This is a genomic window from Streptomyces sp. NBC_00885 (assembly GCF_045207475.1).
Classification (GTDB): domain Bacteria; phylum Actinomycetota; class Actinomycetes; order Streptomycetales; family Streptomycetaceae; genus Streptomyces.
This window is the reverse complement of record NZ_CP108796.1, coordinates 3,791,123-3,818,053: the sequence shown is the minus strand read 5'-3', so window position 1 is coordinate 3,818,053 and position 26,931 is coordinate 3,791,123. Positions and strand designations below refer to the sequence as shown.

Genomic DNA, 26,931 nt, shown 5'->3' with positions numbered 1-26,931 from the left:
GCGTCGACCGGAGAGAAGAGCGAAGTTGTCCCCGACCAGCGAGACCGCACAGGGCGGCCGCCGACTCGTGATCGTCGAGTCGCCTGCCAAGGCGAAGACGATCAAGGGCTACCTCGGCCCCGGCTATGTCGTCGAGGCGAGCGTCGGGCACATCCGCGACCTCCCCAATGGCGCCGCCGAGGTGCCGGAGAAGTACACCGGCGAGGTGCGCCGCCTCGGTGTCGATGTCGACAACGACTTCCAGCCGATCTATGTCGTCAACGCCGACAAGAAGGCCCAGGTCAGGAAGCTCAAGGAACAGCTCGCCCAGTCCGACGAACTCTTCCTCGCCACCGATGAGGACCGCGAGGGCGAGGCGATCGCCTGGCACCTGCTCGAGGTCCTCAAGCCCAAGGTCCCCGTCCACCGCATGGTCTTCCACGAGATCACCAAGGACGCGATCCGCGAGGCCGTCGAGAACCCCCGCGAGCTCAACACGCGCATGGTCGACGCCCAGGAAACCCGCCGTATCCTCGACCGTCTCTACGGCTACGAGGTCTCGCCGGTCCTGTGGAAGAAGGTCATGCCGCGGCTGTCCGCCGGCCGTGTGCAGTCCGTCGCCACCCGTCTCGTCGTCGAGCGTGAGCGCGAGCGCATCGCCTTCCGCTCCGCCGAGTACTGGGACCTGACCGGCACTTTCTCCACCGGCCGCGCCGGGGACGCCTCCGACCCCTCCGTCCTCACGGCCCGGCTGAACACCGTCGACGGGCAGCGTGTGGCCCAGGGCCGCGACTTCGGCTCGGACGGGCAGCTCAAGTCCGCCCAGGTGCTCCACCTCGACGAGGCGAACGCCCGGGCGCTCGCCGCCGCGCTGGCCGATGCGTCGTTCGCGATCCGGGCCGTCGAGTCGAAGCCGTACCGCCGCTCTCCGTACGCACCCTTCCGTACGACGACGCTGCAGCAGGAGGCCTCCCGCAAGCTGGGCTTCGGGGCCAAGGCCACCATGCAGGTCGCGCAGAAGCTGTACGAGAACGGCTTCATCACCTATATGCGTACGGACTCCACGACGCTGTCCGACACCGCCATCTCGGCGGCCAGGGCGCAGGTCACGCAGCTGTACGGCGCCAACTATCTGCCGGACAAGCCGCGTGTGTACGCCGGGAAGGTCAAGAACGCGCAGGAGGCGCACGAGGCGATTCGCCCTTCGGGTGATCGTTTCCGCACTCCGGCCGAGACAGGTCTGACCGGCGACCAGTTCAAGCTCTACGAGCTGATCTGGAAGCGGACCGTCGCCTCTCAGATGAAGGACGCGGTCGGTAACAGCGTCACCGTCCGGATCGGCGGCCGCGCTGCCGACGGCCGGGACGCCGAGTTCACCGCGTCCGGCAAGACGATCACCTTCCACGGCTTCATGAAGGCCTACGTGGAGGGCGCCGACGACCCGAACGCCGAGCTCGACGACCGTGAGCGGCGCCTCCCGCAGGTCTCCGAGGGCGACGCCCTGTCCGCCGAGGAGATCTCGGTGGACGGCCACGCGACCAAGCCGCCGGCCCGCTACACCGAGGCCTCGCTGGTCAAGGAGCTGGAAGAGCGCGAGATCGGCCGCCCCTCGACGTACGCGTCGATCATCGGCACGATTCTCGACCGCGGCTATGTGTTCAAGAAGGGGACGGCGCTCGTGCCCTCCTTCCTGAGCTTCGCCGTGGTCAATCTGCTGGAGAAGCACTTCGGCCGGCTCGTCGACTACGACTTCACCGCGAAGATGGAGGACGACCTCGACCGCATCGCGCGCGGCGAGGCGCAGGCCGTGCCGTGGCTGAAGGCTTTCTACTTCGGCGAGGGCGACGACAGGGGCGCCGCCTCCGGCGCGGGCAACGGCGACTGGGACCACCTCGGTGGCCTGAAGGAGCTGGTGACGGACCTCGGCGCGATCGACGCGCGGGAGATCTCCAGCTTCCCGGTCGGCGAGGGCGTCATGCTGCGCGTTGGCCGGTACGGCCCGTACATCGAGCGCGGCGAGAAGGACGCGGAGGGCCACCAGCGCGCCGACGTGCCCGACGAGCTCGCTCCCGACGAGCTCACCGTGGAGTACGCGGAAGAGCTGCTGGCCAAGCCGAGCGGCGACTTCGAGCTGGGCGCCGACCCGGTGAGCGGCAACCAGATCGTCGCCAAGGACGGCCGCTACGGTCCGTACGTCACGGAGATCCTTCCCGAGGGCACCCCGAAGACCGGCAAGAACGCGGTCAAGCCGCGCACGGCCTCGCTCTTCAAGTCGATGTCCCTGGACACCGTCACGCTCGACGACGCCCTCAAGCTGATGTCCCTGCCGCGTGTGGTGGGCAAGGACGCGGACGGCGTCGAGATCACCGCGCAGAACGGCCGGTACGGCCCGTATCTGAAGAAGGGCACGGACTCGCGCTCCCTGGAGACCGAGGACCAGCTCTTCAACATCACGCTGGACGAGGCGCTGGCGATCTACGCGCAGCCCAAGCAGCGCGGGCGCGCCGCGGCCAAGCCGCCGCTGAAGGAGCTCGGCACGGACCCGGTCAGCGAGCGGCCGGTGGTGGTCAAGGACGGGCGCTTCGGTCCGTACGTCACCGACGGGGAGACGAACGCGACGCTGCGCACGGGCGACAGCGTCGAGGACATCACGCCGGAGCGCGGCTACGAGCTGCTCGCCGAGAAGCGGGCCAAGGGGCCCGCCAAGAAGACGGCGAAGAAGGCTCCGGCCAAGAAGGCACCCGCGAAGAAGGCCGCGGCGAAGAAGACCGTCGCCAAGAAGACGGTGGCCAAGAAGACCGCCGCGAAGAAGACGACATCGGCCGCCGCGGCGAAGAAGACGACCGCGACGGCGAAGGCCTCGACGAAGGCGTCGGCGGACGAGTAGCGGTTTGCCTGCGGGCGCTTCGAACGGGAGGTATCGCACCCTCCGTACAAAGCGCCCGTATGTTCGGACAGGCCTCCGGGGAGCGGTGCGCTCCGGATAGGCTGGGCGGATGACGCGAGCCGAGCAGCCAGCCGAGCAGCAGGCGGTCGTGAGCACCGCCTCAGAGACTGCCTCAGACTCCGACGCAACCGACGCACTTGGCGTGGATTCCCGTGAACGCGCGGTGCGTGCCCTGCTGCGCTTTCCCCCGCTCAGGCGGTTGTGGAACGCACAGGTCGTGGGCGGGATCGGTGACTCCGTCGCCCTCCTTGTCCTCCTCCTGCTGACGCTGCAGGCCTCGGTCCTGGCGGGCACCTTCGGGGAGGGCTATCGCGGAGCGGCCTTCGCCGTCGCCGCCGTGCTCGGTGCGCGGGTGCTGGCCACGCTGCTCTTCGGCGCAGTACTGCTCGGCCCGCTGACCACTCTCACCTCGCCCAAGGGGCCGCTCGACCGGCGCTGGACCATGATCGGGGCGGACGGGCTGCGGCTCGCGCTCTTCGTCGTCGCGCCGCTGTGGATCGACTGGACCCCGGACAACGCCCCGGCCATCCTGCTGATCACCGTCTTTGTCGCGGGCGTCGCCGAACGCTTCTGGACGGTTGCCCGCGACGGCGCCGCTCCCGCGCTGCTCCCCGCTCCGCCGCTCGAGGGCGCTGCCGTGCGCCCGCTGCCGGACCATCTCGACGCGCTGCGCAGGCTCTGGCTGCGTACGGGCTTCGCCGTCATCCCCGCCGGTGCCGCGGTCCTGCTCGTGGCCACGCTGATCGGAAATCTGCTCGGCTCGGGCATCGACTGGTTCTCGCTGCACCAGGCGGCTCTCGGTTCGTATGTCGCGGCCGGTCTCTTCGCCGCGTCCATCTCGACGCTGTACTTCGTGGAGCTGCCCGGCTCGCAGACCCCGCGGCCGCGTTCGCCGCTCGAAGGGCTGCGCCGTCCGTCGACCGGCAACGGCCTGGACAGGGGGCGTACGGGCGCCATACCGCTGTTCGTCCTCGCCTGCGGGTCGGTCGCCGGCGGGATCGCATCCGCCGTGGCCGTCTCCGTACTGCACGCCTATGACCTGGGCGGCGGGCCCGCCGCCTTCGCGCTGCTCGTGCTCGCGCTGACCGGCGGCACCGGTGTCGGAATCCGCGGCGCCGGCGCCGTACTGCCCACGCTCTCGCGCCGTCGGCTGCTCGCCATCGCGCTCGCCGTCACCGGCATCGCGCTGCTCGCGATGGGCCTGGTGCCCGACACGGCGAGCGTGCTGTTCATCGCGCTGCTCGCGGGACTCGCGGCCGGTGTCGCGGCGAGCACCGGGCACGCGCTGATCGACCAGGAGGCCGAGGACTTCCGGCGGCCCCGGATCACCGAGCACCTCCAGGCGGTCGTACGGGTCGCCATCGCGCTCGGCGCGCTGGCGGCTCCGCTGCTCGCCGCAGCGATCGGGCCGCACCGGCTCGCGAGCGGGGACTTCGTCTTCGCACACAGCGGCGCGGCGTTCACGCTGATGCTCGTCGGCGCGCTGCTGCTGCCTGTCGCGGCCGTGGTGCTCGCCAAGACGGACGACCGGTCCGGTGTTCCGCTGCGGCGGGACCTCGGCGACGCCCTGCGCGGCGGGGCCGACCCGGCGCAGGCACCGTCCCCGACCGGGTTCTTCATCGCGATAGAGGGCGGCGACGGGGCCGGGAAGTCCACGCAGGTCGAGGTGCTCGCGGAGTGGATCCGGGCCAAGGGCCACGAGGTTGTCGTGACGCGTGAGCCGGGCGCCACGCCGATAGGGAAGCGGCTGCGGTCGATCCTGCTCGACGTGTCCTCGGCGGGGCTCTCGAACCGCGCCGAGGCGCTGCTGTACGCCGCCGACCGTGCCGAGCACGTCGATTCCGTCGTGCGGCCCGCGCTGGAGCGCGGCGCGATCGTCATCTCCGACCGCTACATCGACTCGTCGGTCGCCTACCAGGGCGCCGGCCGCGACCTTTCCCCGACCGAGATCGCCCGTATCAACCGGTGGGCCACGGACGGACTCGTACCGCATCTGACGGTGCTGCTCGACGTCTCCCCGGAGGCGGCGAGGGAGCGCTTCACCGAGGCGCCGGACCGGCTGGAGTCGGAGCCGGCGGAGTTCCACCGGCGGGTGCGGGCCGGATTCCTGACACTGGCGGCGGCGGACCCGGGCCGGTATCTGGTGGTGGACGCCGGGCAGGAGTCCGGATCGGTCACCACGGTCGTACGGCACCGGCTCGACCAGATGCTGCCGCTGTCCGAGGCTGAGGTGAAGGCCCAGGCGGAGGCGCGCAGGGCGGCCGAGGAGGAAGCCAGGCGCAGGGCCGAGGAAGAGGCCGCGCGCAAGGCGGAACAAGAGCGGATCGAACGCGAGCGGCAGGAACAGCTCGCCAAACTCCGCGCGGAGGAGGAGGAGCGCAAGCGCCGCGAGCTGGAGGAGGCGCGGCAGCGCGAAGCCGAACGGCAGGCGGAGGAGGCCCGGCAGCGGGCCGAGGAAGCACGGCGGCTCGCCGACGAGGAGCGGGCGCGACGACTGGCCGAGGAGAAGGCGCGCCGGGAGGAAGAGGAACGGCTTCGCCGGCAGGCGGAGGAGGAGGCCCGGCTGCGGGCGGAGGCGGAGGAACGGCGCCTCGAGAAGCAGCGCAAGGCGGAGGAGGCACTGCTCAGGGCCGAGGAGGCGCGGAGGCAGGCCGAGGCGGAGGCAGCAGCGGCCGCGCCCTCGCCTACGGAGGTGACGGTGCCCACCCCGGTGGTCGCGCAGCCGGACGCGGTGACGCAGGAGGTCACGACGCCGACGCCGGGGCCGGTGGTCGATGAGACGGCGCTGCTCCCGAAGGTCCCGGCGGACGTGGACGAGACCGCGGTGCTTCCTCCGGTACGTGACGCGGACGAGACGGCCGTGCTCCCTCCGGTACGGGACGTGGGCGCGGCCCCGGACGAGCGCACGCGTGAGCTCCCCCAGGTCGACCCGAGCTCGGGCCGCCCGCGCCGCCGCTCGGACTGGGCGGAGGAAACGCCACTGGACGACCTCCCGACACTGGCGGACGAACTGCTGGGCCCGCACGAGGACGACGAGGGGGACGGCCGCCGGGGGAGGCGCTGATATTTACGGCGCGTCTCCGGTCTGCACCGGGGTACGGGCGTCACCGCGCCACACATCACGCTCTACGTCCCGACGCCACCCCATGGGGGCGCTTGCGGGGTGACCGCTTGTGGGCCCCCGCGTGGCGAAGCCGACGGCGGGGGGTGCGGGTGCCCGGCTCGTGCCCTTCGCCGCGCGGCGTTCAGCTCGCGCCGCGAAGCTGGCGCATCGGGGTGTGGGGGCCCCAGCCCCCTTCCCCCTCGGGCCTGGGGGCTTGCCCCCGGTTTCGGGAAGGGGCGGGGTGGGGGAGACACCCCAGGCCGCACCCTGCTGTCAGACCTCTCCCCCACAATGGAGACCCACGCAAGAAAGGCGGGTGACGGCCCATGGCCGTATGGGACGACGTCGTCGGCCAGGAGCGCGTCCACGCGCAGCTCGCCGCCGCCGCCCGGGACGCCGACGCCCGCGTCACCGCCGAAGCCCGCCGTGAGCGGCCGCCGGACGCGTCCAAGATGACACACGCCTGGCTGTTCACCGGTCCGCCCGGTTCCGGGCGGTCCACCGCCGCTCGGGCGTTCGCCGCGGCCCTGCAGTGCACGAGTCCCGACCGTGCCCTAGGCGGGGAGCCCGGCTGTGGGTTCTGCGACGGCTGCCACACCACCCTTGTCGGTACGCACGCCGACGTCGAGGTGATTCGTACGGACCTGCTCTCCATCGGCGTCAAGGACACCCGCGAGCTCGTCCGCCGCGCGCAGCTCTCCCCGGCCGGCGGGCGCTGGCAGGTGATCATCCTGGAGGACGCCGACCGGCTTACGGAGGGCGCGGGCAATGTCCTGTTGAAGGCCGTCGAGGAACCGGCCCCCCGCACCGTCTGGCTGCTCTGTGCGCCGTCCATCGAGGATGTGCTGCCGACGATCCGTTCCCGCTGCCGCCATCTCACGCTTCGTACGCCACCCGTCGAGGCTGTGGCCGACGTACTGATCCGGCGTGACGGGATCGAGCCCGATGTCGCCATGGCCGCGGCCCGCGCCACCCAGGGGCACATCGGCCGGGCCCGCCGTCTGGCGACGGACGAGCGGGCCCGGGCCCGCCGGGCGACCGTGCTGAAGATGCCGTTGCGCGTCGAGGACATCGGCGGCTGCCTCAAGGCCGCCCAGGAGCTGATCGACGCCGCCGCCGAGGACGCCAATCAGGTGGCTGAGGAGGTCGACGTGAAGGAGACCGAGGATCTGAAGGCGGCTCTCGGCGCATCGGCCGGGGGGCGGATGCCGCGGGGGACCGCGGGGGCGATGAAGGAGCTCGAGGACAGGCAGAAGCGCCGCAAGACGCGTTCGCAGCGCGACAGCCTGGATCTCGCGCTGACCGATCTGACGGGCTTCTACCGCGATGTGCTCGCCCTCCAGATGGGCTCCGAGGTCGCGCTCGCCAATCTGGACGTACGGGATGCTCTCGACCGGATCGCCCGCGCTTCGACCCCCGAGGGCACGCTGCGCCGGATAGAGGCGGTGGTCGCCTGTCGTCAGGCGCTGGACAGCAATGTCGCCCCCCTGCTGGCTGTCGAGGCGATGGCGGTGGCTCTGCGCGCGGGCTGAGCGGCCGCGCCGGTGTTGACCGGCTCACCCGTACGGGCACCGGCAGGCATGGCCCGCACCCTGCGGCTACGCTCCGAGGATGGACACCAGGCGCCTGTTTCGTACTTCCGCCCTCGCGCTGGCCACTGCCGGTCTGCTGATCTCCGGCTGTACTGGCGGGAGTTCGTCGTCAGGCGCCTCCGCTTCCGCCGCACCGGGCCGGGCCGCCCCGGCCGCCGCTCTCAAGCCGTACTACGAGCAGCAGTTGAAGTGGCGACCGTGTGGTGTCGAGGGCTTCGACTGCGCCACGATGAAGGCTCCGCTGGACTACGCCGCCCCCGGCGGCGACTCCATCAAGCTGGCCGTCGCCCGCAAGAAGGCCACCGGCCCCGGTAAGCGCCTCGGCACGCTGCAGGTCAACCCGGGTGGCCCAGGCGGCTCGGCGGTCGACTATCTGCAGGGGTACGCGGGTATCGGCTACCCGGCGCCCGTCCGCGCCCGGTACGACATGGTCGCGATCGACCCGCGCGGTGTCGCCCGCAGCGAGCCCGTCGAATGCCTCTCCGGCAAGGAGATGGACACGTACACCCAGGTCGACCAGACCCCGGACGACGCCGCCGAGACCGCCCGGCTCTCGACCTCGCTGAAGGACTTCGCGGCGGGCTGCAAGCGGCGTTCCGGCGAGGTCCTGCCCCATGTCTCCACCGTCGAGGCGGCCCGCGACATGGACATCCTGCGCGCTGTGCTGGGCGACGAGAAGCTGTCGTACGTCGGGGCCTCGTACGGCACCTTCCTCGGCGCGACGTACGCCGAGCTGTTCCCCGACCGTGTCGGCCGTCTCGTACTGGACGGGGCGATGGACCCGTCACTGCCGTCCCGCGAGATGAACCGGGACCAGACCGCGGGCTTCGAGACCGCGTTCCAGTCCTTCGCCGCGGACTGCGTCAAGCAGAAGGACTGCCCGCTCGGCGACACCTCCGCCGCGGACGCCTCGCTCCGGCTCAAGGCCTTCTTCACCGCGCTCGACGCCAAGCCCGCCGAGACGGGGGAGAGCCGCAAACTCGGTGAGTCGCTGGCCACGACGGGCGTGATCGCCGCGATGTACGACGAGGCCGCCTGGCCCCAGCTCCGCGAGGCCCTCACGACCGCCATGGCCGGGGACGGAGCTGCGCTGCTCGCGCTGGCCGACAGCTACTACGAGCGCGAGAGCGACGGCACGTACGCGAACCTGATGTACGCCAACGCGGCCGTGAACTGCCTCGATTCGCCGCCCGCCTTCACCACCCCCGGGGCCGTGCAGTCAGCGCTTCCGGAGTTCGAGAAGGCCTCACCGGTCTTCGGCAGGGGCTTTGCCTGGGCCTCGCTGAACTGCGCGTACTGGCCCACCCGCGCGACCGGCGCACCGCACCGCATCGAGGCGAAGGGCGCGGCCCCGATCGTGGTCGTCGGCACCACCCGGGACCCGGCCACCCCCTACAAGTGGGCACAGGGGCTGGCCGCGCAGCTGTCCTCGGGGAGCCTTCTGACGTACGAGGGCGACGGCCACACGGCGTACGGGCGGGGCAGCGACTGCATCGACACGGCGATCAACACCTACCTGCTGGAAGGCACGGTTCCGCCGGACAACAAGCGCTGCAGCTGAACCGACCGGACGTGGTCCGAGGGTGGTCCGAGGGTGGTTCGGGGCACCCAAAACAACCCTGTAGACTTGGCGCCGCTGCTGATGCGAACGTGTCTTCGTCAGGACGCGTATATCCGCAGCTTGCCGCCTTAGCTCAGTTGGCCAGAGCAACGCACTCGTAATGCGTAGGTCTCGGGTTCGAATCCCGAAGGCGGCTCTGTAGAAGCCTCAGGACTCACTCGCCGTGACCTGGGGCTTTTGCTTTTCCTTGACCGAGGAAGGCCCCTCCGAGTTGATCTCGGAGGGGCCTTCCTCGTCGCCTGCGTGAGCAAATGGGAACGCCCTGGGAACCTGCCGTCAGGCGGCGTCCTGGTCGGGAACATCCCGGGCGTCGTCGCTGTGCCCGCTGCCCAGCTCCTCCTCCGGCTCGTCCTGCTGCTCCTCTTGTGTCGTGCTCTCGTTCTCGGCTGTGGGCTGTGGGATCACGCGCTTGCGTGCGCGAGGGACGACGGAGACGGTCGCTTCGGCGGCCTCGCGCTCGACCTCTGCCAGGACGGTGGTGTAGATGTCCGAGGTGACGCGGATCGAGGAGTGCCCGAGCCTGCGCTGGACGGCGACCATGGCTACACCAGCGCGCAGGGCGAGCGTTGCTGAGCCGTGCCGTAGGTCATGAAGCCGGATCGGCGGCAGGTCGACCTTCTTGTAGAGCCGCTCGAAGCGGTCCGAGAAGAACTGCGGGTGGTACTCCGTACCGTCCTCAAGGGTGAAGACCCGGCCGCTTTCGGTCCATTCGCCCGTGGTCTCGAGCCACTCGTTCTTCTCGGCTTCCTGGAGGACGCGCCACCACCGCAGAAGGGCGACTGTGTCCTCATCCAGTGCGATGTCGCGGATGTTGTCGGACTTCGGGGTGTCCGAGTGCGGCTCGTACGCGACGGTGACGATCTCCTCCGTGATGTGAATGACGCCGGCGTCGAGTTCTACTTCGGACCAGGGAAGGGCGCACGCTTCCCCGCGGCGCAGGCCGAGGAAAGCGATAATGACCCATAGGACGTAGAGCCGGTCGTACACCACGGAGTCGAGGAAGGTGCCGGTCTGCTCGGGGGTCCAGACCATGACAGGAGAGGGCTTCTTGCCGGTGTTGCGCCATGCCTCTACGCGGGTGGCGGTCCACTCCAGTGCTTTGGCCTTGCGTATGCGAGGCGTCCGGACCAGGGCCGCCCAGTTGTCGGTGACCATCCGGCGCTTACGGGCATCTTCGAGTGCTGAACTGAGGCCCATCTTGATGCGGTGCTGTGTCGCGGGACCGGTCTGACGGCGCGGGCGCGCGTGGGCGGCCTTCAACGCTGCCTTGGCCTCGTTCCAGGTTTTCCTGAGCTGCGGGTCGCGAGGGGCGATGGCGTCGCGCCAGGCTGCGCCTGCCTTCTTCTCGGCTTCGCGGGCGAGTTGGGCCGCCTCCTGGTTGTTCTCCTTCACCCGGTTCTCGGCCTGGATGGCGGTGAACATCTCCTCGATGTGGCGGGGGCGTAGCTCGCGGAGTTTGATGTGCCCGAGGTGAGGGGTGAAGTACAGGCGGAGGTAGTCCTCGTAGCCGTTCCTGGTGGTGGCCTTGAGGTCGTGCTGGTTGTCGAGCCAGCGGCGCAGGTACTCGCCGACGGTCTCGTCGGACAGGACGTCGACTCCCGCCTGTGCGTCCCGGTAGACCTTGGCTGCTGCGGCGGCGGCTTGGTCCTGGGTCTTGAATCCGCCCTTTTTGGGGTGCCGGCGCTTGCCGCCCGGGCCGGTGGGGATCTCGATGGAGTAGTACCAGGAGCCGTGGTCGCGCCGCTTGAGCTTGGGGCATCGCTTTTCCAGGTAGCCGATCTTTCGGGTGCCATCCTCGTTGAGGATGGGTTTGCCTGCCTTGTCGGTGAGTGGGCCTTTGCAAGCGCACCGCTGATAGGTCTTGTCCTTGAACACGGGGCTCCCCTGGGCGGCTGGCTGGTTGCCAGCGATCGTGCGGATGGTGTGGATCTTGGTCTGCGTGGAGTTGCAAGATCCTTCTCCATCTTGTTGGGGCTGTCGGACAGTGCCGTATGCTGCGGTGTTAGCTGGCGCGGGGGAGATTGCGCGGCAACTGAGATGGCGGCACGAAGTGTTGAGGCCAAGGCTTCCGGTGAGTCCGGGGCGATGGGCCTGGAGGAGCTTCTAGGGCTTCCGGCAACGGTGAACGTCGTAACTGCTGCACGAGCGTTGGGGATCGGCCGCAACAAGGCGTACGCGCTCATCAGCAGTGGCGAGTTCCCGGTTGAGACGTTGACTCTGGGGAACCAGGTGCGGGTGCCGACGGCGGAGCTGTGGAAGATCCTCGGGGTCGAGCGCGGTGATCCGCTCGGATCTGTGGCTCCCGTCCTCGTTGAGGATGGGCTGCCCGCCTTGTCGGTGAGCGGCCCCTTGCACTGGCATCGCCGGTAGAGATTCGGCGAGCGCATCTGGCCCCTTGCTGTCGCTGGCTCACAGCCGGTCGTGATTGTGCCTACGTATCCGTCCGTGTCTGGCGTGATCTTTCTTCATCTTGCTGGGGCGTTGTAAAGTCACCTTCAAGTTGGCGCGGGGGAGATTGCGACCAGCGACATGACTGCTCAGGAAGCGGGCGGGCCGGCTTCGGCCGGGGCGATGGGTCTGGAGGAGCTGTTGGCTCTCCCGGCCACTGTCAATGTGACGACTGCCGGACGTGCTCTGGGGATTGGCCGCGACAAGGCGTACGAGCTGATCCGTACTGGGGATTTTCCCGTTCGGACGCTCGCGCTGGGCGGCACGGTCCGGGTGCCGACGGCCGAGCTGTGGAAGCTGCTCGGCGCGGAGCCGAGGTGTGGAGCCGAGGTGGCGTACGTGATCGATTAAGTGCGATGCACAGGTATGAGGTGTTCATTTGTTTCTACAACAGTGTGACCTATCTCGGGTAAATTAGTACGGGTCAGGGGGTCGGCGGGAGGGCAAGGACGATGGCAAGGCTGTACGGCTTTGAGGACATGGCGTACCGACGGGTCCGCGAAAGTGAGGCGGAGGTCCTGCGGGCCGCCGCCTCCCGGCGTCTGCTCAAGCAGAGTTACGACGCCATCGTGGAGTGGGTGAACGCCGAGGGTCATCGCACTACGCGCGGTGGCCAGTGGAGGCCGGCGGTGCTCGCCTCTGTTCTCGATCACCCGGCCATTGCCGGCCTGGAGGAGGACGAGAACGGAAAGCTCGTTGAGACGGGCGGCCCTGTGATCGTCTCTCGGGGGGACTTCGAGGCCATCCGCGCTATGCGCCGCGTCAATGACCCGGACAAACGACGGGCCGAGCAGCGTGAGTACTTGATCCCGGGTCCGATCGGTGTCTGCGGCCTGTGTGCATGCACGCTGGGGTCATCGCCCACGGCCGCTGGCACCCGCGGCTACCGGTGTTCGCCGAGTACGGCGCAGCATCCCGGCGGGTGTGGCAAGGTCCGGATCATGGCTGACCTGCTTGAGACGTACGTGGCGGAACATGTGCTGGCGGAGTTGGCCAAGCCGGAAGTCAGCGCACTCATTGGCCGGGCGCGAGATGAAGTGCTGGCCCAGGCTGCCGTCCTGCGCAAGGAGGCTGCCGCTGCGCGCCGTCGGCAGAAGAAGCTGGGAGAGGACTACGCGCGGTCGCCGGACATGACGCTCAAGACGTTCCGTTCGGCTGACCAGGAGCTCAAGAAGCTGGTCCGCGAGGGTGAAGCGCAGGCGCGTTTGCTGGAGCAGGTCAAGCACGTGCCTGTGGGTGATGTCCCGGACCTCGTGCGGTGGTGGAAGCATGCGCCGATGAAGGCCAAGAGGGGCGTGCTGGTCCTCATGCTGGAGCAGGTGGCCGTGTACCCGGCCGCGTCCAGGGGCTCTCGCACCGTGGACGCTGACAGGGTGGGACTGCGGTGGCGTCAGTGGGGGGTTGCAGCGGCGACTACGGAGTCTGTCTCCTAGACCTTGTTGCCCACGCTCCGTGGGCTGATGTTGCTGCTGATCGTGGTCATGGTGAGTCCGACGGCCACACACCCGATACAGAGCCCCGCCAAGACGGGGCTGATGGCGTTTTCCAGTCTCAACGGCCAGGCGTGGCCCTGTTCGTACGCGATCAGGTATCCGCCCCGGCTGAGGGCGTAGAGGACACCGAAGGTGGCCCCCGCCGACGCGACGGCGAGTCCGGTAGCCGCAGGTCGCCCTTGCCGCCAGACAGCGCGGGCGAGTCTGCCTGAGCGGAGGCTGACTTCCGTACCTGCGGCGGCTGCGGCCCCGAGGTACGTCAAGAGATAGAGCCGCACCTCGTCGCTGCGCGCGTACGCGGTTGACAGGTCGTGGTGGACGGTGTCGGCGCGGCGGAACTGCCAGACCAGGAGCCCGGCGACCACGCACACGAACACGATGCGCAGGGCGATGCCGGCGCGTTGGGCCGTGGAGTACTCCCAGTCGATGATCATGATCTGGAGGCTCGCGGTGAAGATGACCGCCGCCACGTCCGCCGCGAGGGAGGACACCTCGTTGGCAGCGGCGAAGCGGTCAACTGCGTCGGCGACCGTGGGGATCGCCAGCAGTGAGCCGAGGAAGCAGGCCACCGATGCGGATAGATGTGCTCGCCGCGATACGCGATAGGTGGACTTGTGGCGACGCTCATACGCACAGCGCAGGCATATCGCCGCGGTAAGCGAGGTGAGCACGGCACACAGGCCGAAGATGGGGCCGTCCAAGAGGTTCAGCGTCCTTCCAAGTAGTCCGCTGCCCTCTCAGCGGCCTCTTCCAGGCTCAGTCGGCGTGGCCGCCCGTCGCGGGGCTGGTCTACGCCAGGGGGAGGTGGGGGGATCGCGGGGACGTCGTCGGACAGTCCCGCGCGACGACGTTTCTCCCGGAGCATCGTGCAGATTTCTAGAATGTCCTGCACCTCAAGGCCCTGCATTAAACGTAGGACTTCGCGGACTTCGGGACGCTCCCGGTACACCGTGAGCGCCGCGAGGTCGTCCCACTCCGCCCCGGGAAGCAGGAACGCGGCCGGGGCGTCGAGGGCCTGAGCGAGAGCGGCGACCGTAGATGACGTGGGGTTGCTACTGGTGCCGTTCATCAGGCTGTTGACCTGAGCGTGCGAGAGGCGCGGCTTGCGCTGGCCTTCGAGGGTGGTTGCCACGGAGACGTCCCGCGCGCTGGGGGTGAACCCGTCCGGGTCTCGGCGCAGGCGCAGCAGAACGAGCAACTTCGCACGCAGGCTGAGTTGTTCGCTCCGTTTGTGAAGGTCTGCCATATCCGTCTTCTCTGACCGTGTCGTATGCTCGCCGCAGATGACTGGCCGGTAACAATCGCTCTTCCCTCCACAGTACATCGCAGGTCGGAGCGGTTATAGGGTTCATCTGACAGTTTTTCAGGGAGAGTTGACTGGTGCGGGGCGGCACCGGTGCGCTCCCGCGCCTGCCTTGAGACGGGCGTGCCGAGAGAGTCGTATCTGGGCGGGCGGTGGCGGCGGCGCGCGCTGTTCACGGGAGGAATCGCATGTCCGAAGTTGTGCCCGAAGTTGATGAGGGGCGGATCGCCGAGTGGGCGCAGGAACCCCCGCGGGTGCTCCGGAGCGGAGCGGGGCCGGCGGCGCTTGACGATGCGCGCAAGGTGTTGGAGTGGCAAGCCCTGATGCGTCGACGGAAACAGGACCCGAGTGCGCAGGATGATGACGGCTCTTGAGCTGTCGGGCGTGGCCGCGCCCGCATCCTTCTAGATAGATGACATTTTTGAAGTCGTGTTGTACGTTCGGGTGTGCCGGTGCGGGTACAGCAGCCGCAGGACCCCGAGCCGGCAGCGTCGCGAGAGCGGCGTCCTTCCCTGCTCCTCGCGGGTGGCCGACCCCCCGCGCCCCGCCCGCGAGGAGCTGGCCGTCTCGGTGCGGCCGTTGGGGTGCGTGATGGGAGCAGAGCCCGTCGCGGCGTAATGCCGCGACGGGCTCACTCGTATCCGCATGCCCTTCGCCTCCAGTCCCGGGCGCACGGTATTCGCCTTTGAATTCTCGGAATTGAATTCCTGAAATTAAAAGGAATTAACCCTTGAATTGGCGGTATTTGAGATTAAGATATAAGTGTAAGAACAAAGGGAAAGCCCCAAAGGAACGGTTTTCCAGAATTAGAAAGGCGCGGGAATAATGTTCGCAGACCTCCAGATTGACCAGATCGCCGCCAACCCCGGGCAGCCCCGCAAGTTCTTCGACGAGGACAAGCACAAGGAGCTGAAGGGCAGCATCGAGGAGAACGGCCTCCTTCAGCCGGTCGTCGTCCGGCCCGTTGAGGACGGCGACACCCCCTACATGCTGATCGCGGGCGAGCGCCGGTGGCGGGCCTGCAAGGCTGCCGGCCTGACCGTCATCCCGGCGAACGTCCTCGAAGACACCGACGACGAGAAGGCCTACGTCCTCGGTATCGCCGAGAACGTCGGCCGCGCCGACATGACGATCATGGAGGAGGCCGGAGCGTACGCGGACCTCAAGTCCGCAGGGTGGGAGCCCCTGAAGATCGCCAAGCAGTTCGGCAAGACGGAGACGGCGATCAAGTGGCGGCTCGGCCTGCTCACCCTGCGCAAGGAGGTCGCCGAGATGGTTGACCGGGGTGAGATCAAGAACAACCTTGCCTGGCACATCGCCCAGCTCAACCCCGGCAACCAGATGGTCGCCGCCAGCCGCTACGTGCGCGGCGACTTCGACTCCGAGGCCGAGGCCCAGCACTTCGCCAACGCGCTCAAGATGATGGAGCAGCAGACCACCTTGACCAGCGAAACCGCTCCGAACGCCGAGGAGACGGAGAAGCGCAAGAAGGCAAAGGCGCAGGCCAAAGACGGGCTGGGCAAGGCGGAAGAGGTCCTGCTTCCCCTCCTTGAGGACCTGGCGAAGCGGAAGCCGGAGGATCTGGCAGTCATCCTCGGCGACGACCTGACCCGCCACGTGCGGGTGGTCGGCAAGCTCTACAGTCAGGTGCAGATGGTCCGGAACCTCCTCAGCAAGGCGCAGGGCATCCAGCGGGCCATGGCGGACGACTTCAACAAGAAGGCGTTGGAAGTTCAGCAGGAGGCCAAGGTGAAGCAGGGGGGCGAGGCCAAGCAGGAGGCCAAGCCGGAGGCTGAGGTCAAGCCGAGGCCGGTCGCGAAGAAGGCGGCGGCCAAGCCCGCGGCACCTGCGCGGCGGTCCGGTGCGGCGGCTAAGAGCCCGGCCCGCAGGGTCCCCGCCCAGAAGAAGGCGGAGCCCACCGCAGATGCGGGCAAGGAGACGGAAGCCGCAGCGGCGAAGTGAGATGGCGGAGGGGGCGCGGCACAGCCTGGTCCCCTCCCTCATTCTCTGCACAGCAAAAGGGCGCGGCCGGGGAAACCCGGCCGCGCTCTCTGTGTCTGTGACTCCTCAGCACGGGGCGCGGCGTTCAAAGTGCATAATTCCCGCTGACGGAATTCGGGAAATCAATTCCGGTGAAATATGTACCAGGTCGGTGAATTCCATTAAGATATAAGTACGGAAAGGGAAATCCTCTCAAAGCTAGGAACGGGTAAATGGCGGAAAACGTGAAACTGGAATCCGTTGGCATCCATCAGGTGAGGTCGGAGTACGTGGACTGGGGGATGAAGTCAGCCCACCCGGCAATTCGTCAACTCGTCGGCCACCTCTCGCACATCCTGGCGGAATCGAGGGAGCTCGTACCGGGCCCGGCCTCGGAACTCGTCGTCGACGTGGAGGAGATCACGGCCTCTCACTACTCCAACGAGACCAACCGGGTCCTCCGCGTCACGGCCGACTGTGAGGGCGGGCCGGTGGCCTTCGATGTCGTCGTACAACTCGCGGCCCCCACCGCCTTCACGTCCCCCTGCAAGTAAGAGGCGTAGCCGATCTGGCGTGCCAATCAGACCGGCCGGCGTCGTCGGTCAAGCCGGGCCCGCAGGGGGAGTCCTCCCTGTGGGCCCGGTGCCGCTCGGGCCCGCTCGGGTCCGAGCGGATGGCACCGAAGGAAATCCGGGCCCCCGCCGGCGGGCGTGCCCGGTCGCTGAGCAGCACGAAAGGAACAGCTGCGTGCTAACCCTGTTCACCAACCGCTATCAGGCATACCAGCTCCCGCAGGGGGTGCCGGTACGCATCACGCTGGGCGCTCCCCGCTTCAAGCTCCCCTACTCCCTCACTCACGCGATGCGGGAGCTTGCGCCGCGAAGGGACTATCTTTCCTGGCCCGAGCCGGAGTTCACCAAGGCGTACCGGGCGGATCTCGATCGGCTCGGCGCTGCACGGATCGCGGAGCGGCTGAGGGAGATCGCGGAAGCGGAGACCGATCACAGGCTGGTTCTGCTCTGCTTCGAAGACTTGTCCAAGCCGACCCTGTGGTGTCACCGGAGGACCTTCGCCTCCTGGTGGAAAGACACCACGGGCGACGAGGTGCGGGAGCTGTCCCCCATGGCTGACCAGTACGAGCAGGAAGCCTTGATGTGAGAGCTGTAACCGCTCCCTCGTAATAGGTGACATGATTTCAAGGGGCTATGTGCTCCTTGTGTTAGGTTCCAGCACAACGCCCGGCCCGGCACCCGCCAGGCCGGGCGTTGTCGTTTCGCAGGAGGCGAGAGAGATGTTCCAGGGCACCATTCCGGGCCCCATGCGCGCCATCGTGCGTGAGACTGCCAGCAGTTGGCCCCGCGGCCCGGTCTACATACCGTGCTGCGGCAACTTCACCATCGAACGCAGCTTGGCCGGCATGGGCTTCGCCCTCCATTCCAGCGACGTGTCCATCTACACCACCGCCGTTGGCCGTTGGCTCACTCGCCAGCCCATGGGCATCCGCCTCCGCGAGGAGAGCGCGGAACAACTCAGCTGGCTCGCCGACTCATTGGACGACGGCATTGGCACGGTCGCCACGATGATGCTGGGCACGCGCTTCCTGGCGAGCGTCGGCCGTGACGGGCTGTGGCACGAACGGGTGGTGCGCTCCTACCGGAACCAGTGGAAGGTCAAGTACGCAGAGACCGTCGAGCGGTTGAACGCCTCAGACTTGGAGCTGGCCTCTTACCAGGTGGAAGACGTGCGCTCGTGGCTCCAGAAGGTGCCCAGCGACGCCCCGGTGTGCAGCTTCCCTCCCTTCTACGGCGGCGGGTACGAGAAGCTGTACGAGCCGCTGAACGAGCACTTCACCTGGGACGCCCCCGAGTACGAGCCCCTGTCCGACGCCGACGTGGTCGACGTCCTCGGCGCGATCACCGACCGGCCGTACTGGCTGACCGCTTCCAACCACGATGTGCCGGAGCTGCACCAGTACCTGCGCGGTGTCATCAAGGCCACCCCGCGTGCCGCTCCCTTCTACGTCTACGCCTCCAAGGCACCGACGCGGATCGTCGCTCCCCGACAGCCCATCGAGCCGGTCACGGCTCCCCGGCTGCGGCGCGGCGAGGAACTGGTCGGGCCCCTCTCGCTGGCGTTGCTCAAGCCGGGCCAGTTCAACGCGCTGCGTTCCCGGTACCTCAACCCGCGCATTGCACCCGGTGCGGCGAACCTGGCGGTCGCGGTGAAGGACGGCGCGGGCAGGGTCCTGGGTGTCTTCGCGATGGCTCCGAGCACCTTCGTTCCCGACGAGGCCTACGTGCTCTCGGACTTCGCCGTCGCACCGACCGACTACGCCCGGCTGTCGAAGCTCATCGTCCTCGCCGCTACCAGCAGCGAGGCGCAGCGGCTGTGCCAGCGCGCGTTCTCCCGGCGCATCCGGGCGGTAGCCACCACCGCGTTCAGCAACAACCCGGTGTCGATGAAGTACCGCGGGCTGATGCGGCTGACCAAGCGCAGCCCGTCGAACGAGGACGGCTGGAAGTTCCAGCTCCAGTACCGGGGCGCGATCGGTGAGCACACGCTCGCCGAAGCCCTGGAGAAATGGGCGAAGCGGTGGGGCGCCCGAGACACGACACCGAAGGCAGGAGCCTGATCATGGATGAGACGACGCCGCTCGCCCCGCCGCAGATGGTGGAAGGCGACCCGCGCACGCTGACGCTGCTGGATGTCAACGCCCGGTTCCTGCCGCACGAGCAGTTCCGGCGACTGGTCGCGAACATCAAGCGCGACGGGCACCTGACCTCAACGCCGCTGGTGTGGAACGACACCGAGAGCGGGCGGCGGATCGTGCTGTCCGGCAACCACCGGACGCTCGCGGCGATCGAGGCCGGCCTGTCCACGATCTGGTGGATGCAGATAGACGAGCTGCTGCCCCGCCAGCGGCAGATCGCGCTCCAGCTCTCCCACAACGCCATTGTGGGCCAGGACGATCCGGCGATCCTCAAGGAGCTGTACGACGAGCTGGAGTCGGTGGAGTGGCGGCAGTACACGGGTCTGGACGATAAGACGTTGGAGCTGCTGGAGAAGGTGGACGTCTCCAGCCTGGGCGAGGCAAACCTCGACTTCGCGTCGGTCCAGCTGATGTTCCTGCCCGATGAGCTGGAGCGCGCCGAGGCCGCCTTCGACGCCGCACGGGCCACGGGTTCGGCAGATCAGCGGTGGGTGGCGGCTCTGGAGCAGTACGAGCCGGTGCTCGATGCGCTGGAGACGTCGCGGGCCGCGTACAAGATCGGCAACTCGGCCACAGCCCTGGGCGTGATCCTCGCTGTGTTCGAGCGGCACCTGGGCGAGCTGGCCGAGGGATGGTTCGACGCCGCCTCTGGTGAGGCGCACCGCAAGGGAACCGCGCCGCTGGAGACGGTGTTCGGTGTGCGCGAGGTCCCGGTGGAGACGGCGGCCGCGGTCCGGGCGGCGATTGATCGTCTGGTGAAGGACGGCAGTGTGCCGGAGGCCGAGCCGTGGCGTGCCCTGGACGTTCTCGCCGGCGGGACGCCGTAGACGGGCCGTTGGCCGGGAGGTGAGCGGTGGCTGAGAGCCCCGTGGAGCCCTGGGAGCGGCAGGGTGGGGAGTCCGTCCAGGCGTTCGAGGCGTTCGCCGTGTATCGCGATCTCGGCCCTACGCGGAGTGTGACGAAAGCGGCACGGCAGTTGGATAAGTCGCGTTCCCTGCTGGGGCGCTGGTCCAAGGCTTTCGCGTGGGTGATGCGTGCGTCGGCGTACGACCGGGAGCAGGACCGGGTGTTTCTCGCTGAGCAGCACCAGGCGCGCCGGGACATTGCCCGTCGGCACGCGAAGCTCGCCCAGGCGTTCCTGGGTAAGGCGGTCGCTCGGCTTCAGTCGCTGGACCCAAGGGAGCTGTCCCCGGGGGAACTCCTTCGCTTCTTCCAGGTCGCGGCGGAGATCGAGCGTCGGGCAGCTGGTGAGGAACCGGCCGGTGCTGGTGAGCAGGACGGTGGGGATGGTCAGGATCTGGGGTCGCTCACCGATGAGGAGCGTCGTAGCCGTATGGATCAGCTGCGCCGTGAGCTGGAGCGGCGGCTGGCAGAGGCTGATCAGTGAGCCGAGGTTGGGCGAAGAGGCAGGCGATCGAAGGGCTCGCTGATCCGGGCATGTTGAGCCTGGAGCAGCTGAGGGCCGAGGTGAATGCGCTGGTGCGCGCCGACGAGCTGTCGGCGCGCCGGTGGGCGTGCGAGCGGACCGATTGTGACGGGCTGCCTCATGAGGGGTGGCTGCATCACCATGCCCGTGCGGCGCAGCGTCAGCCGTCGTGGCTGTGGACGGTGTGGATGCTGCTCACCGGCCGTGGATGGGGCAAGAGCCGGACGGCTGCTGAGGCGGTGCGGGAGTGGGCGAAGACGCCGGGGTTGCAGATCGCGGTGGTGGCGAAGAACGCCACGCTGGTCCGTGACATCTGCTTCGACTCCCCGAAGTCCGGTCTGCTGTCGGTGTTCCCGCCCGAGGAGGTCGCGAAGTACAACTCGTCGCTGGGTGAGACGACGCTCCGGTTGAAGAACGGCACGCTGATCCGTGGGTTCGGTGCGGAGACGCCGGACAACCTGCGCGGCTGGGCCTTCGACAAAGCCTGGTGCGACGAGTACGCGGCCTGGTCGCGGCACACCGCGCAAGAGGTCTACGACATGCTGTGGTTCTGCCTGCGCGAGGCGGACACCCCGCAGGTGGTCATCTCCACGACGCCGAAGCCGATGCCGCATGTGAAGCGGCTCGTCGAGCGCGGCCGGTCGCAGGAGAAGAAGGCCCGCGAAGGCGGCGAGCAGCCGCGGGTGGTGCTCACGCGCGGACACATGCGGGAGAACGACGCGAACCTGTCGGCTGCAGCCCGCGCGGAGCTGGAGGAGGAGTACGCGGGTACGCGGCTCGGTCGGCAGGAGCTGTCGGGTGAGCTCCTCGAGGACGTGGAGGGTGCGCTGTGGCAGGGCTGGATGCTGGAGGTCGAGGGCTTCCGGGCAAGGCCGGAGCACCTGCCGGACATGCAGCGCCTGGTGGTCGCAGTGGATCCGGCCACGAAGTCGCACGAGAACGCAGACATGACGGCCTTCACCGTGGCCGGGCTCGGCTACGCGATTGAATCGATGTTCGGGGACGACCGGCCGCGCGGGTATCTGCTCCACGCGGAGCAGGATCGGCACACGCCGACGCAGGCCATGAAGCGGGCCGCGACGCTGTACCACGAGCACCGGGCGGACTGCGTGGTCATCGAGGCGAACAACGGCGGGGACTATCTGCCCGCGTTGCTGGAGCAGGTTGATCCGACGGTGAACTGGCGAATCGTTCATGCAACGCGAGGGAAGCGGGCGCGCGCTGCTCCGGCGGCGCAGCTGTATGAGCAGGCCCGTGTGCACCATGTGGGTTCAGCGCGGGTGTTCGCAGAGCTGGAGGAGCAGATGACGACGTTCGTCGGCCAGGGAGAGACGGAGGATTCGCCGGATTTGTTGGACTCGGCGGTGTGGGCGTTGTGGGATCTGTTCCTGGATCCGACGATGCCGCCTCCGCGTGGTGGGGATGACCAGCGACTGTCTGGTCGCCGATGAGCGGGGCACGGTCGGACGCTGCGGTCGGGCGGGGATTCAGGCCGTCTGAAGCTCCTTGGCCAGGACGTCCCGGCAGGCGGCCTTCCAGTCTTCGTACGCCTGCATCTCGATCTCGTGGAACGCACGGTCCATAGGGAAGTCCTCCCCCCTGTAGGGCACGGGCGGCTTCACCAGGTCCACGAGGGCCTGGAGGGCGGTAGCGGGGTCTGCGGTGTCAGGGAGTCGGTCGTCACCGATGACGTACGTACCCTCGGTGCCGGTGCTCACGTATGTCTTGGTCCGCTCCCACAGCGCATCGACGTATTGATTCGCCGCTGCCTGGCCGAACCTGAACGGGGTGTGGGCATCGCCCTCGCGGACGGCCTCGGCGATGGCCTGGTTGGCCGCTAGGTACCTGTCCTGAGCGATGCCGGCGAGCCTGTTCACCTCGGCCTTGATCCACTTTGCCCGAGCGTCGCTGTCCATGGCCCCCTCATCCCGTCGGCTTGCTTGATCGTTCCTGCTGGAACGGTAGTTGGTGAGACGGTTCCAAGGTGCAGAACTGGGACTTCCACCAGAACTTGCGGGTGAGGCACCTGTCGGCGCCGGGCGGGTAGCCAGTGTTGGGCGCGGGCGACGTGCCGGGGCTTGACGGTCGGCGGCTAGGGTGACTGGCGGCGCGGGGCCGACCTCCTTGGAGTGGATGTGAGCCTGCGTCAATTCGTGATCGACGCTTGGTCGTGGTTGTCGTACAAGCCGGTCATGGCCGACGCCGGCCGCCCTGGGAATCGGGCGTTTCCTGAGCTCGCGGCGTCGTGGCTTCCGCCGCATGAGCTGCGCCGACTGGCGGCGTACAAAGTGCTGGCGGCGTACGACAACAATCAGGCCGGACAGTTGTCGGCGGCTGCGGGGGACGAAGCGGCGCTGGAGCGGCGAGAGTTGGGGGACGCGGCGAACCTGGTCGACACGGCGCTGGGCTATCTGCTCGGGTCGGACCAGCAGATCTCGGTGACGGGCGCGGAGCACGCGGACGAGGAAGCGCCGGAGCCGGGTGCGACGGAGGCCGCTGCTGCGCAGGAGCGGTTGCGGAAGTGGGCTGAGAAGGAGCTGCTGAGCCTGCGGGTGCAGCAGGCGGAGCGCAACGCCGTGCTGCTGGGTGACAGTGTGTATGTGCTGGCGTGGAATCAGGAGAAGCAGCGGCCGACGCTGCGGGTCTACGATCCGGGGTTCTTCTTCCCGCAGTGGGACGACGAGCAGGACCAGGACTTTCCTTCGCGGGTGCACCTGGCGTGGGAGCTGCCGGAGGATCCGGACACGGGGCTGAAGGCCAGGGTGCGGCGGGTGACGTACGAGCTGGGCCCGATCTCCGAGGACGACGAGAGTGTGGTGCGGCAGTACCCGTGGGAGCCCGGGCGGCCGTCGAAGATGACGTGCTACCTGACGGATGCCGAGTGGCTGCTGGAGGACTTGAAACGCGGGGAGAGTCTGGACCGGCTGCCGATGGACAAGGCCGTGTTCCGGGTGAGGCCGGACGGTACGGAACTGGACCGCCTAGATCTGATGATCGACTTCGTGCCGGTCATCCACATCACGAACAGTATTCCGGACGGCGGTGAGCACTGGGGGCGCTCGGCGATTGCGCGTGTGCTTCAGGGCCTGGACGAGCTGGCGGCCACAGACTCGGACAGTTCGGCCGCCTCTGCGACGACGGGCACGCCGATCATCGGGTTGGCCGGGGCGAGGCTGCCAGTGGACCGGTCGACGGGCAAGCCCGAGCATCTGAAGGTGGAGGCCGGCGCGGTGTGGCAGCTCGGCGACAGCGGGCGCATGGACGCGCTCGACACGTCGCCTCAGCTGGCTGAGCTGCGGTCGCGGGTGGAGCACCTGTTGGACCGGATCGCGTCGAACTCTCGGGTGACGGCCGCCGGGTTGGGGACGATGGATGCGTCGGAGGTGCCTTCGGGGTACGCCTTCAAGCTGGCGCTCGCTCCGTTGGACGCTCTCGTGGGGGCGATGCGGCTGGCCAGGGAGCACAAGTACCGTCTGCTGTTCAAGATGGCGCAGCGTCTCTTCCAGGCTGGGCGGGCTGAGGCGTGGACAGCCGGGGAGTCGTTCTCGGCGCGGCTGGCGTGGGCGCCGCACACCCCGACGGACCGGGCCGCAGTGCTGGAGGAGGTCGTCCAGGCGTACGGGGCGGGGGTGCTGTCGTTGGAGACGGCGGTGGCGATGCTGATGGATGCGGGCTACCCGATCGACGACGCGTCGCAGGAGGTCAGGCGCATCCGGGCGAAGGCCGAGCAAGAGGCGGCGGCGCGGATGGCGGAGGCCGCTGCCCGTCGCGGGGAGCCGGATGAGGAGAAGCCCGAGGGCGGGAGCGATCCAGCGGCGAAGAGCGGCGTTGCGGCCGAAAGGGAGAAGGAGCGGGTGCCGGAGCCTGTATCGGCGGGCCGCTGATGGGGCGGCTGGGGTGCGTGCGAGAGCGGAGATTATCGCCAGGTGCCTCGGGTGCGCATCAGCTCGATCTGTGGTTCGGTGACCTGCTGGCGGTACTGGGCGTGATGGAACGGGGCGCGGTAGGCGTAGAGGTTGCTGGGGTAGATGGGCTGGTCGTACTGGAGGCGGTACAGCTCGGTGCGCAGGTCCTTGGTCCAGTTCGTCCACGCGGAGGCGGTGCGCTGGCGGCGGAGGGCGGCGAGGTCGATGGTCGCAGTGACGAAGGTGGCGACGCCGCCGTGTGTGAGGCGGCCGACGATGTGGCCGAGGTGGTTGACGATCATGGACTGGCCGCCGAAGAAGTCCACGCGCTGGCCGTCGCTGCCGTTGTAGACCGCGGGGTTGGGGGCGAGGACGTACATGGTGTTGTCGAGGGCGCGGCCCCGGTTTTGGATCTCGAACGCGCCGGAAGCGACGCCAGGCAGGGGGAACGAGGTCCGGTAGGCGATCTCGCAGCCGTTGAGGGCCAGGCCGCGGGCGTTCTCCGGGTAGGAGGCTTCGTTGGCCATCATGACGCCGAGTCGCCCGATCGGGGTGTCGGCGACGGGCCAGAACGCGTCGAGGGTGCGTCCGTAGAGCTCGGTCCACTGGTCGAGGACGTCGTGCGGGCTGACGCTGTGCTCGATGGGTGGCAGCGGCGTGAGCTTGTGGTGGCGCAGGATGACTTCGCCCGCGGGGTCGATGACGAAGCCGACGTTGAAGTACCGGTCTGGGAATTCGGGGTGACGGGCCTTGGCCTGCGCCATGATGTGGACGCCGAATTCGCGTGCCCAGGATCCGAGTTCGTCGGTTTCGGGGCCGGGGATGTCGATGGCGCAGGTGCGCGCGTAGGTGGCGTGGTCGAGGTCGTGGATCTCGTCGGTGAAGCCCTGGAGGGAGCCTTCGGGCAGGACGAGGAGCTTCACGGGAAGGTCCAGGCCGCCCATGGCGACTGTTGTGCGGGCGAGTTGATGCAGGTGTTCGAGGTTGGTGGTGATGTCGTCGCGGTGCCGGATTTCGGTGATCTCAGGGATCAGACCGACAGCGGTGTACGGGTCGAGTGTCATGCGGAATGCCTCCCGGCTGGTTCGTTCGTCATCCTCGCGTGACGGTCGGACACGGCCCCGGTGGCGGTGTCGGCGCTGGTGGCTACACTGATCGGCAGCGCGGGGGCGCGCACCAGGAGGAGTTGTATGGTCCGGCCCCTGCCGCCTCGGCACCCTGTTGGGTATCGCCGTGATGGGCGGCCCATCTTTCCCGTCTGCGGAGCCTCGCCCGACGACGAGTCGAACGAGCACCTGGACGACGCCGACGTTAGCGGCCAGGAGCAGCAGGTGACGGTGACCCAGGACCGTCTGGGGAAGATGCTCACCCGCGAGAAGGCGCAGGGTGAACGCGCCGCAGTCAAGCGCCTGTTGTCGACCCTGGGATTTGATACACCCAAGGCGCTGACGGAGTTCGTCACCGTACAGAGGGATGCGGAACAGGCCGCACTGTCGGAGGTGGAGCGCCGCGAACAGGCCGCTTCAGAACGGGAGTTGCAGGCAGCTCGGCGCGAGGAGCTGGCAGCCGAGCGGGAACGTGCGGCTCTGCGTCGGGCGGCCCTGGTATCGCTGGGGGCGTCGGGCGATGACCTCGTGGACGCGGAACGGCTGCTGGCGACCGATGACGAGGACGCGGACGAGGCGCAGGTCTCGGCTGCTGCGGAGGCGCTGCGGTCGCGGCGACCCGAGCTGTTCGGTGATGTGCGGATGCAGGCGCCGTCGGCCCCGGACGGTGCTCCGGCCGGGCGGGGCCCGCAGCGGAAGACGCCGGTGAGTCGGCCGGGTTCAGCCGGCCTGGAAATGGCGCGTCGACGGGGTCTCGTACAGCCCGCCGAGTTCAACGACGCCCGCTGATACCAGAGCAGTTGGGGGACCACGCCCCCGCAACTTCGTGGACGACATCGCCCCCACGGGCGGTGTGCGGAAAGCAACCGCATTCGTCCATGGAGACACAGCGTGACCATTCAGCCTGTTACGACGTCCGAGTACGTGACCGCCAACCGCGAGTGGCTGACGGCCCTGCACGGCACGGACTCGACCGACACGATCACCCTCGACCTTTCGCTGTTCACCGAGGGCGTGCACTACCAGTGCGGTGACGGCTGCGACCCGTACGGGCGGGTGTTCTCCGGTGTGCCGGTCGGCAAGGTCGCCGAGTCGAAGCTGTGGGGCCCGTATGACCCGGAGGCGCACTGCGGCCGTCAGGTCCTGCGCGGCTTCGTGGTCGCCGAGGCACCGTTCGCTCCGGGCCAGACGCGGGTACCGGCGGCGCTGCTGTGGCACGGCGCTGTGAAGGCGTCGAAGGTGCCGGGCGGCATTGACCTGTCGCAGCTGACGTGGCACCCGCGCGCTGCGCAGATCCGCTTCGTGTGAGCGGGGCCTG

General features: G+C 68.5%; 22 protein-coding genes and 1 tRNA gene. 18 read left to right on the top strand and 5 right to left on the bottom strand.

What is annotated here, in order from left to right:
- Positions 1–25: 25 nt before the first annotated feature.
- The 5 genes from topA (at position 26) to OHA61_RS17180 (ending at position 9,378) form a co-directional block, all read left to right on the top strand.
- The gene (gene topA, locus OHA61_RS17200; RefSeq protein ID WP_406303765.1) at positions 26–2,866 is read left to right on the top strand and encodes a type I DNA topoisomerase; all 2,841 of its coding nucleotides are present in this window, start codon (positions 26–28) and stop codon (positions 2,864–2,866) included.
- Between the two features lie 109 nt (positions 2,867–2,975).
- Positions 2,976–5,990, top strand: a complete 3,015-nt coding sequence (tmk, locus tag OHA61_RS17195) for a dTMP kinase (protein ID WP_406303764.1) — start codon at positions 2,976–2,978, stop codon at positions 5,988–5,990.
- Between the two features lie 365 nt (positions 5,991–6,355).
- Complete coding sequence (locus OHA61_RS17190; protein WP_406303763.1) at positions 6,356–7,561, top strand: DNA polymerase III subunit delta'; 1,206 nt, start codon at positions 6,356–6,358, stop codon at positions 7,559–7,561.
- A gap of 79 nt (positions 7,562–7,640) precedes the next feature.
- Positions 7,641–9,182 (top strand): alpha/beta hydrolase, encoded by a 1,542-nt coding sequence (locus OHA61_RS17185; RefSeq protein WP_406303762.1) that lies wholly within the window; start codon positions 7,641–7,643, stop codon positions 9,180–9,182.
- A gap of 122 nt (positions 9,183–9,304) precedes the next feature.
- Positions 9,305–9,378, top strand: a tRNA-Thr gene (locus tag OHA61_RS17180).
- 140 nt (positions 9,379–9,518) lie between these two features.
- Here the strand turns inward: OHA61_RS17180 and OHA61_RS17175 are convergent.
- Complete coding sequence (locus OHA61_RS17175) at positions 9,519–11,117, bottom strand: tyrosine-type recombinase/integrase (RefSeq protein WP_406303761.1); 1,599 nt, start codon at positions 11,115–11,117, stop codon at positions 9,519–9,521.
- 162 nt (positions 11,118–11,279) lie between these two features.
- Between OHA61_RS17175 and OHA61_RS17170 the strand changes: the two genes are divergently transcribed.
- From OHA61_RS17170 to OHA61_RS17160, 3 genes are all read left to right on the top strand, one after another.
- Positions 11,280–11,612: a helix-turn-helix domain-containing protein gene (locus tag OHA61_RS17170; RefSeq protein ID WP_406303760.1), complete on the top strand. Its 333-nt coding sequence runs from the start codon at positions 11,280–11,282 to the stop codon at positions 11,610–11,612.
- 159 nt (positions 11,613–11,771) lie between these two features.
- Entirely contained in the window at positions 11,772–12,041 is a 270-nt protein-coding gene (locus OHA61_RS17165) for a DNA-binding protein (protein ID WP_406303759.1), read from the top strand.
- 101 nt (positions 12,042–12,142) lie between these two features.
- On the top strand, positions 12,143–13,123 hold the full coding sequence (locus OHA61_RS17160) for a recombinase family protein (protein ID WP_406303758.1): 981 nt from the start codon (positions 12,143–12,145) through the stop codon (positions 13,121–13,123).
- Here the strand turns inward: OHA61_RS17160 and OHA61_RS17155 are convergent.
- Together OHA61_RS17155 and OHA61_RS17150 are read right to left on the bottom strand one after the other, a co-directional pair.
- On the bottom strand, positions 13,120–13,884 hold the full coding sequence (locus OHA61_RS17155; protein ID WP_406303757.1) for a hypothetical protein: 765 nt from the start codon (positions 13,882–13,884) through the stop codon (positions 13,120–13,122). The two genes, OHA61_RS17160 and OHA61_RS17155, sit on opposite strands and share 4 nt — an antisense overlap.
- A gap of 5 nt (positions 13,885–13,889) precedes the next feature.
- Positions 13,890–14,429, bottom strand: a complete 540-nt coding sequence (locus OHA61_RS17150) for a hypothetical protein (protein WP_406303756.1) — start codon at positions 14,427–14,429, stop codon at positions 13,890–13,892.
- 882 nt (positions 14,430–15,311) lie between these two features.
- Here OHA61_RS17150 and OHA61_RS17145 point away from each other — a divergent pair.
- The 7 genes from OHA61_RS17145 (at position 15,312) to OHA61_RS17115 (ending at position 22,053) form a co-directional block, all read left to right on the top strand.
- Entirely contained in the window at positions 15,312–16,448 is a 1,137-nt protein-coding gene (locus OHA61_RS17145; protein ID WP_406303755.1) for a ParB/RepB/Spo0J family partition protein, read from the top strand.
- A 251-nt stretch (positions 16,449–16,699) separates the two neighbouring features.
- Entirely contained in the window at positions 16,700–17,020 is a 321-nt protein-coding gene (locus OHA61_RS17140; RefSeq protein ID WP_406303754.1) for a hypothetical protein, read from the top strand.
- A 193-nt stretch (positions 17,021–17,213) separates the two neighbouring features.
- Positions 17,214–17,624, top strand: coding sequence for a DUF488 family protein (locus OHA61_RS17135; protein WP_406303753.1), 411 nt, complete (start codon positions 17,214–17,216; stop codon positions 17,622–17,624).
- Between the two features lie 133 nt (positions 17,625–17,757).
- Entirely contained in the window at positions 17,758–19,098 is a 1,341-nt protein-coding gene (locus OHA61_RS17130) for a hypothetical protein (protein ID WP_406303752.1), read from the top strand.
- Between the two features lie 2 nt (positions 19,099–19,100).
- Positions 19,101–20,003 (top strand): ParB N-terminal domain-containing protein, encoded by a 903-nt coding sequence (locus OHA61_RS17125; RefSeq protein ID WP_406303751.1) that lies wholly within the window; start codon positions 19,101–19,103, stop codon positions 20,001–20,003.
- 26 nt (positions 20,004–20,029) lie between these two features.
- Entirely contained in the window at positions 20,030–20,563 is a 534-nt protein-coding gene (locus OHA61_RS17120; RefSeq protein WP_406303750.1) for a hypothetical protein, read from the top strand.
- A 50-nt stretch (positions 20,564–20,613) separates the two neighbouring features.
- Positions 20,614–22,053, top strand: coding sequence for a terminase large subunit domain-containing protein (locus OHA61_RS17115; RefSeq protein WP_406303749.1), 1,440 nt, complete (start codon positions 20,614–20,616; stop codon positions 22,051–22,053).
- 36 nt (positions 22,054–22,089) lie between these two features.
- Here the strand turns inward: OHA61_RS17115 and OHA61_RS17110 are convergent, their stop codons facing one another.
- Positions 22,090–22,518 (bottom strand): hypothetical protein, encoded by a 429-nt coding sequence (locus tag OHA61_RS17110; protein ID WP_406303748.1) that lies wholly within the window; start codon positions 22,516–22,518, stop codon positions 22,090–22,092.
- A 219-nt stretch (positions 22,519–22,737) separates the two neighbouring features.
- On the opposite strand from OHA61_RS17110, the gene OHA61_RS17105 reads away from it, so the two are divergent.
- Positions 22,738–24,486, top strand: a complete 1,749-nt coding sequence (locus OHA61_RS17105) for a hypothetical protein (protein ID WP_406303747.1) — start codon at positions 22,738–22,740, stop codon at positions 24,484–24,486.
- A gap of 32 nt (positions 24,487–24,518) precedes the next feature.
- Here OHA61_RS17105 and OHA61_RS17100 read toward each other — a convergent pair whose 3' ends face one another.
- Complete coding sequence (locus OHA61_RS17100) at positions 24,519–25,571, bottom strand: nitrilase-related carbon-nitrogen hydrolase (protein WP_406303746.1); 1,053 nt, start codon at positions 25,569–25,571, stop codon at positions 24,519–24,521.
- Positions 25,572–25,838: 267 nt separating this feature from the next.
- Between OHA61_RS17100 and OHA61_RS17095 the strand changes: the two genes are divergently transcribed.
- Together OHA61_RS17095 and OHA61_RS17090 are read left to right on the top strand one after the other, a co-directional pair.
- Entirely contained in the window at positions 25,839–26,402 is a 564-nt protein-coding gene (locus OHA61_RS17095) for a hypothetical protein (protein WP_406303745.1), read from the top strand.
- Between the two features lie 102 nt (positions 26,403–26,504).
- Positions 26,505–26,921, top strand: coding sequence for a head decoration protein (locus tag OHA61_RS17090; RefSeq protein WP_406303744.1), 417 nt, complete (start codon positions 26,505–26,507; stop codon positions 26,919–26,921).
- The last annotated feature ends 10 nt before the right edge of the window (positions 26,922–26,931 follow it).

Excerpts from the sequence above, each read along its gene's own strand:
- OHA61_RS17185 (WP_406303762.1), top strand. The coding sequence starts at position 7,641 with ATGGACACCAGGCGCCTGTTTCGTACTTCCGCCCTCGCGCTGGCCACT.
- OHA61_RS17115 (WP_406303749.1), top strand. The coding sequence starts at position 20,614 with ATGTTGAGCCTGGAGCAGCTGAGGGCCGAGGTGAATGCGCTGGTGCGC.
- OHA61_RS17110 (WP_406303748.1), bottom strand. The coding sequence starts at position 22,518 with ATGGACAGCGACGCTCGGGCAAAGTGGATCAAGGCCGAGGTGAACAGG.
- OHA61_RS17190 (WP_406303763.1), top strand. The coding sequence starts at position 6,356 with ATGGCCGTATGGGACGACGTCGTCGGCCAGGAGCGCGTCCACGCGCAG.
- OHA61_RS17150 (WP_406303756.1), bottom strand. The coding sequence starts at position 14,429 with ATGGCAGACCTTCACAAACGGAGCGAACAACTCAGCCTGCGTGCGAAG.
- OHA61_RS17160 (WP_406303758.1), top strand. The coding sequence starts at position 12,143 with ATGGCAAGGCTGTACGGCTTTGAGGACATGGCGTACCGACGGGTCCGC.
- OHA61_RS17170 (WP_406303760.1), top strand. The coding sequence starts at position 11,280 with ATGGCGGCACGAAGTGTTGAGGCCAAGGCTTCCGGTGAGTCCGGGGCG.
- OHA61_RS17145 (WP_406303755.1), top strand. The coding sequence starts at position 15,312 with ATGTTCGCAGACCTCCAGATTGACCAGATCGCCGCCAACCCCGGGCAG.
- OHA61_RS17100 (WP_406303746.1), bottom strand. The coding sequence starts at position 25,571 with ATGACACTCGACCCGTACACCGCTGTCGGTCTGATCCCTGAGATCACC.
- OHA61_RS17125 (WP_406303751.1), top strand. The coding sequence starts at position 19,101 with ATGGATGAGACGACGCCGCTCGCCCCGCCGCAGATGGTGGAAGGCGAC.
- OHA61_RS17165 (WP_406303759.1), top strand. The coding sequence starts at position 11,772 with ATGACTGCTCAGGAAGCGGGCGGGCCGGCTTCGGCCGGGGCGATGGGT.
- tmk (WP_406303764.1), top strand. The coding sequence starts at position 2,976 with ATGACGCGAGCCGAGCAGCCAGCCGAGCAGCAGGCGGTCGTGAGCACC.
- OHA61_RS17140 (WP_406303754.1), top strand. The coding sequence starts at position 16,700 with ATGGCGGAAAACGTGAAACTGGAATCCGTTGGCATCCATCAGGTGAGG.
- OHA61_RS17130 (WP_406303752.1), top strand. The coding sequence starts at position 17,758 with ATGTTCCAGGGCACCATTCCGGGCCCCATGCGCGCCATCGTGCGTGAG.